The following is a 6,478-nucleotide window of genomic DNA, read 5'->3' as shown; positions in this document are numbered from 1 at the left end:
TAAAAAATAAATATTCCCCATCTCCCCATCTCCCCAGTCCCCAATACCTATTTTTTAATTGTTTTGTAAATCAGGTTTTGAGTAGGATCAAGTTTAACATCAGTTACACCTTTTTGGGCAAATACATAATCTTTGTTTTGCCATAGAGGAACGTAAGGAACGTCTGTTACAACTTGGTTTTGAATGTCAGCAAAGATTTTCTTTCTAGCTTCTGGGTTTTGTTCTTTACGTTGTTGAGCAATGAGTTTATTCATTGTTTCACTATAATAAAAAGACCCTTGTGTTTGACTTCCACCGTCTTCACATCCTTTAGTTTCTGAACCTTTTTCACAAGCTAAAAATGGTTGTACATAATTATCTGGATCTAAAAAGTCTGGATACCAATCTAGTAAAGCTACTGGATATAAACCCTTGGAAATTTCTTTAAAAAAGGTTGCACCTTCTACGGTTTTAACTTCCAGTTGTAAGATTCCATCTAGTTTAGTATCAGCCAAGGATTTTAGTGTTTGTGCTGCTAAACTCCGGGTAGGTGAACTAGCAGGATACCAAATTTGCACTTTAGCAGGATTTTGTTGGGAAAAACCAGCGGTAGTTAACAATTTTTTCGCTTCTTCAAATTTACCATCACCATATTTATCTTTAAATAATGGTTGGGAAACATTAAAGGTAGTGGGAATCATGCTGTAAAGCGGATCAGCTTGACCTAATAAAACACGTTCATTTAATAATGGACGATCAATTAATGATGCGATCGCACTTCTAACTTCTGGTTTATCCAAAGGCTTCTGATTGCGATTCAACACCATATAACTAACTACACTACCCTGAGCAGTGATGGCTTGCCAATCTCCGTTTTTAGCACCTGCTTCTAAACTGCGAATTTGGTCTGGTTGTAAAGATAAATAAGCCACATCAACTGCACCAGTTTTAAAAGCATTAAATAAATTCACTGGACTGGTTTGAATCTGGACATTAATACCTTTATTCGCTGTTTTTTCTCCCCAATATTTGTCAAATACATCTAATCTTAAAGAATCTGTACCATACTGGGCTAATTTATAGGCACCAGTTCCGACAAAAATATTGGGTTTAAATTTCCCCGCACCAATTTCATAAGCTTTGGGGGAAACTGGACACACTCCAGAAAATGCTAACAAGGAGGGAAAAGCCGCAAAGGGTTTTTTCAACTTGATGGTTAATTCATAGTCACCCGTGGCTTTAACTGAATCTATAGTATCGGAAAGCAGAAAAGATGGTTTACCCTTATTTTCGATAAAACGCTGGATGCTAAATTCCATTGCTTTAGCGTTAAAAGGTGTGTCATCGTGAAAAACTACTCCTTGACGTAGGGGAATAGTGTATGTTAAACCATCTGCGCTAACTTTAGGTAAAGCTGTGGCCAGTTGGGGTTTAATTTCTGTGCTGCCCGGTTCGTAAGTATATAGGCGATCGCTCATATTAAACACTAAACCCAAGGATGCTAATTCATAAGCATCAGCCGGATCAAGGGTTCTGGGCTTTGATGTTGTACCTATAGTAATGCGTCCATCACCAGCAGGAGTATTGACAGCACCGGAGGTTGGAGTATTTGTCTGTGGACTAGGAGTGCAACTAACAGCCAACAATAAACATAAAGAGAACAATGATAGGAATTTTGTCACCCTACCCCACCGTCTCATAGACCAAGAAAACCAGGTTATCACCATTAATTTTTTTTTAATCAGCGGTCAGCCATTTTACTATATCTGTACCTTAATCAGTAATAATTATTCTGATGCCTTACCATCAGGAAATATACGTCAATATAACGAAATATCTGCTAATTAAGCGTTTAACGGTGATCGGGAAGGATATTTTTGGGTAAAGCGAGGTAATCGCATCTGTTTACAAGCTTGCAAAGCGTTCCATCAATAGTTACACTTTTTAAAACATTCTCATTTTTGCTTGGCGATCGCATCGCCGCTCAAACAGCAACTTCCCAAAAGTTCACAACTCAAGGGAATAAAGCCATTGCAGCGGATCAGCATTGCTAAACCACAGGCTCATCTGTGGTAAAACTCAAGACTAGCAATAACAAAAACTCAGAGAGTTTTCTGAGTGGCGGCTTACCTCCCTCAAAAACTCAGTAAGAAAATTGCTTTGTAAACTAACTCTTCAAGGAGGATTGTAGTCGATGGGACTACCCTGGTACCGAGTACATACAGTTGTTCTGAATGATCCAGGTCGGCTGATTTCCGTACACCTAATGCACACCGCCCTAGTCGCTGGCTGGGCTGGTTCAATGGCATTGTACGAACTAGCAGTTTACGACCCCAGTGATGCAGTTCTCAACCCCATGTGGAGACAAGGGATGTTCGTACTTCCCTTCATGTCACGTTTAGGCGTGACCGAATCCTGGGGCGGTTGGAGTGTTACTGGTGCCCCAGCAGTAGATCCTGGCTTTTGGTCATTTGAAGGCGTTGCTGCTGCTCACATTGTTCTTTCCGGTTTGTTATTCCTAGCAGCCGTTTGGCACTGGGTTTACTGGGATTTGGAACTGTTCAGAGATCCCCGCACAGGCGAACCTGCTTTAGACTTGCCAAAAATGTTTGGCATCCACTTGTTCTTATCTGGTTTACTTTGCTTCGGCTTCGGTGCTTTCCACCTCACCGGACTATTTGGTCCAGGGATGTGGGTTTCCGATGCCTTTGGTGTCACTGGCAGCATTCAACCAGTAGCACCAGAATGGGGACCAGCCGGGTTTAACCCCTTTAACCCCGGTGGTATTGTGGCTCACCACATTGCAGCTGGTGTAGTTGGTATTATCGCTGGTTTATTCCACCTCACAGTCAGACCCCCCGAAAGGCTCTATAAAGCCCTACGGATGGGTAACATTGAAACCGTACTTTCCAGCAGTATCGCGGCAGTATTCTTTGCTGCTTTCGTCGTAGCTGGTACTATGTGGTACGGTAACGCTGCTACCCCCATCGAACTGTTTGGACCTACCCGCTACCAGTGGGATCAAGGCTATTTCCATCAAGAAATTGATCGCCGTGTGCAAACTAGCGTTGCTCAAGGTGCAAGCCTTTCTGAAGCTTGGGCGCAAATCCCCGAAAAATTGGCCTTCTACGATTACGTAGGCAATAGCCCCGCTAAAGGTGGTCTATTCCGTACAGGTCCAATGGTTAAGGGTGATGGTATTGCCCAATCTTGGCAAGGTCACGCAGTCTTCACAGACGCAGAAGGACGTGAGTTAACTGTACGTCGTCTACCTAACTTCTTTGAAACCTTCCCAGTAATTCTGACCGATAAAGATGGAGTTGTCCGCGCTGACATTCCCTTCCGTCGGGCAGAATCCAAGTACAGCTTTGAGCAAACAGGTGTAACTGTTAGCTTCTACGGTGGCAATCTCAACGGCAAGACCTTTACAGATCCTGCTGATGTGAAGAAATACGCTCGGAAAGCTCAAGGTGGCGAAATATTTGAATTTGATCGCGAAACCTTGAACTCTGATGGTGTATTCCGTACATCTCCCAGAGGTTGGTTTACCTTTGGTCACGCTGTATTTGCCCTGCTGTTCTTCTTCGGACACCTCTGGCATGGTTCTCGGACAATCTACCGAGACGTATTTGCTGGTGTGGAAGCGGATTTAGAAGAACAAGTAGAGTGGGGTTTGTTCCAGAAAGTTGGTGACAAGACCACTCGTACACGTAAAGAAGCTTAAACTAGGATGAAGTATGAAGTTTTATTACTTCATACTTTTTCCCAGGTTTGGTAAACTAAGATTACTGGCCGGATAGGCAGGAACTCCTAATATGGAAAGCGTTGCATATATCTTGATTTTGACCTTGGCACTAGGTGTTCTCTTCTTTGCGATCGCATTTCGCGAACCCCCACGCTTTGAGAAAAAAGAGAAAGAATAAGCAGTTATAAACTAAAAACTGGCATTTTTTCTCAGTATTCACCACTTAGCAATTTTTCAATTCAGATTCTGCTCAGAATCCTATTTGAAAACCCCGTCCGTTGCTACCTAAATAGGCGGCAACGGATAATATTGTGAATATAGAGAGAGTACCAAAATTATGGGGCTGAAAATCCCAACAGGTGAAAAAATTTTGAGAATGTGATATAATACCCTATCTGGAAGATCATAAGTGTGAACCTAGCTCTTCTGCGCTAGGATTGACAAGGATGTAAGTGTAGACTTATTTAAAAGCCACATCATATACATCATTAATTGTGACAAAGTTAATTGTGACAAAAACTTGACGGAGACTAAAACCAGGAACAAATCAGCATGGTCAATCAGAATTTAACCGCTACAGAAATTGGATTTACTCACGAAGATTTCGCTGCTCTACTCGATAAGTACGATTATCATTTTAGCCCTGGTGATGTCGTACCAGGTACAGTTTTCAGTATAGAGCCGCGCGGCGCTCTGATTGACATCGGTGCTAAAACAGCAGCTTACATACCTATACAGGAAATGTCTATTAACCGGGTAGACAGCCCGGAAGAAGTCTTACAATCAAACGAAACACGGGAATTTTTCATCCTCACTGATGAAAACGAAGATGGTCAGCTAACCCTGTCCATTCGTCGTATTGAATACATGAGAGCATGGGAACGAGTACGGCAATTACAAGCAGAAGATGCTACTGTCCGTTCTGGTGTGTTTGCTACTAATCGTGGTGGTGCATTGGTCAGAATTGAGGGACTACGCGGCTTTATCCCCGGTTCCCATATTAGTACCCGCAAACCCAAAGAGGAATTAGTAGGGGAAGAACTGCCCTTAAAATTCTTAGAAGTAGATGAAGAACGTAACCGCTTAGTTCTCTCCCATCGTCGGGCGCTGGTTGAGCGCAAGATGAACCGCTTGGAAGTGGGAGAAGTGGTCATTGGTACTGTTCGCGGTATCAAACCCTACGGTGCATTCATCGACATCGGCGGCGTTAGCGGACTACTCCACATTTCTGAGATTTCCCACGAGCATATTGATACACCTCACAGCGTATTCAATGTCAATGATGAAGTGAAAGTCATGATCATTGACTTGGATGCCGAAAGAGGACGGATTTCTCTGTCTACTAAGCAGTTGGAACCCGAACCCGGTGACATGATTAAGAACCGCGATTTGGTCTATGATAAGGCCGAAGAAATGGCAGCTAAGTATAGGGAACAAATGTTAGCTAAACAGCAAGGTATCACTGCTGCACCTGTAGAAGCGGTGGAAGCTGTAGAAGCTGTAGAAGCTGCTGCACCTGTAGAAGCTGTAGAAGCTGCTGCACCTATAGAAGCAGTAGAAGCTGTAGAAGCAACTGAAACAGAAGCAGAAATTCCCGCAGCAACTGAAACAGAAGCAGAAATTCCCGCAGCAACTGAAGATTAATTAAATTCTTAGTTGTAATTACTTCCAATTACTTGCAATTAAGAGCAGTCGACTATTTAATAAAGAGGGATTTTCCCTCTTTTTTTGTGATAATTGGGAATAAGTTTAACTGAAACAACTGGTGATCAAACAATCTGTTCCTAATAACTGATAACGGACTAATATGGCAACTATTAAATGTAAAAACATCACGTTTTCTCATATTCAGGCAATTTTATTTGACAAAAATGGGACATTAGAAGACTCAGAAGGTTATTTGCGATCGCTCGGACACAAAGCGGCGCGGATGATAGATGCACAAATACCCGGTATTGGTGAACCATTGTTAATGGCTTTTGGGATAAATGGCGATCATTTAGATCCAGCAGGTTTAATAGCCGTAGCTAGTCGCAAAGAAACAGAAGTAGCCGCCGCCGCCTATATAGCCGAAACAGGTAGAAGTTGGTTTGAGTCTTTAAAAATTGCCCGTCAAGCTTTAGCAGAAGCGGATCAATATGTTGGGAAAACTCCCTCACCTCTGTTTCCTGGTAGTTTAGAGGTTTTAAAATCTCTGTCAGCAGCAGGTTTAAAACTGGGTATTCTCTCAGCCGCAACTACCGGAGATGTGCAGAAATTCGTCATCACTCATCAGTTAAGAGATTATCTACAATTAGAAATGGGAGTTGATGAAGGGCTGAGTAAACCAGATCCCATTTTATTTTTACAAGCTTGTCAAGCTTTAGGCGTACAAACCAGAACTACTTTGATGGTAGGCGATTCCGTTGGCGATATGCAAATGGCACGTGATGGTAACGCCGCCGGTTGTATTGGTATTACTTGGATTAGTAATTCAGGAAATGTTGCAGGTGCGGATGTGGTGATTAATCAACTTGATGAAATTAAGATTCTAGAAGCATAGAAAAATCGTATCGGCTCAATAAGTAGGGGTAAAAAGTTTAAAATAAGCTCTATAGTCATCAGTAATTAATTATACTAAACTACCTCAGCAATGAGGCGGAATAATTCTTCTTAGCGACGACTGCCAGCATGGTAAAATGCAAATGTTTTTGTTATGGCTATCCATAACCACTGATATTTCCCTTTCTCGTACCAGGTGTTTCATCCAGAATG

The 6,478-nt window shown here is 42.3% G+C and carries 5 protein-coding genes; 4 read left to right on the top strand and 1 reads right to left on the bottom strand.

The annotated features are described in order from the left end of the window. Window positions 1-47 precede the first annotated feature (47 nt). Window positions 48-1,679 carry an ABC transporter substrate-binding protein gene (locus VB694_RS15100; RefSeq protein ID WP_323361145.1) on the bottom strand — a complete coding sequence of 544 codons (1,632 nt, stop codon included), beginning with the start codon at window positions 1,677-1,679 and terminating at the stop codon, window positions 48-50. A 494-nt stretch (window positions 1,680-2,173) separates the two neighbouring features. On the opposite strand from VB694_RS15100, the gene psbB reads away from it, so the two are divergent. The 4 genes from psbB (at window position 2,174) to VB694_RS15080 (ending at window position 6,266) form a co-directional block, all read left to right on the top strand. Beyond that, window positions 2,174-3,703 (top strand): photosystem II chlorophyll-binding protein CP47, encoded by a 1,530-nt coding sequence (gene psbB, locus VB694_RS15095; protein WP_323361144.1) that lies wholly within the window; start codon window positions 2,174-2,176, stop codon window positions 3,701-3,703. A 91-nt stretch (window positions 3,704-3,794) separates the two neighbouring features. Then, window positions 3,795-3,902, top strand: a complete 108-nt coding sequence (locus VB694_RS15090; RefSeq protein ID WP_323361143.1) for a photosystem II reaction center protein T — start codon at window positions 3,795-3,797, stop codon at window positions 3,900-3,902. Between the two features lie 374 nt (window positions 3,903-4,276). Beyond that, complete coding sequence (locus VB694_RS15085) at window positions 4,277-5,368, top strand: 30S ribosomal protein S1 (RefSeq protein ID WP_323361142.1); 1,092 nt, start codon at window positions 4,277-4,279, stop codon at window positions 5,366-5,368. Window positions 5,369-5,531: 163 nt separating this feature from the next. After that, window positions 5,532-6,266, top strand: a complete 735-nt coding sequence (locus tag VB694_RS15080) for an HAD family hydrolase (RefSeq protein WP_323361141.1) — start codon at window positions 5,532-5,534, stop codon at window positions 6,264-6,266. Window positions 6,267-6,478 lie beyond the last annotated feature (212 nt).

The organism is Anabaena sp. UHCC 0451, from assembly GCF_034931405.1.
Taxonomy (GTDB): Bacteria; Cyanobacteriota; Cyanobacteriia; order Cyanobacteriales; family Nostocaceae; genus RDYJ01.
Note: the sequence above shows the minus strand (reverse complement) of the source record. Positions and strands in the feature narration are given on the sequence as shown.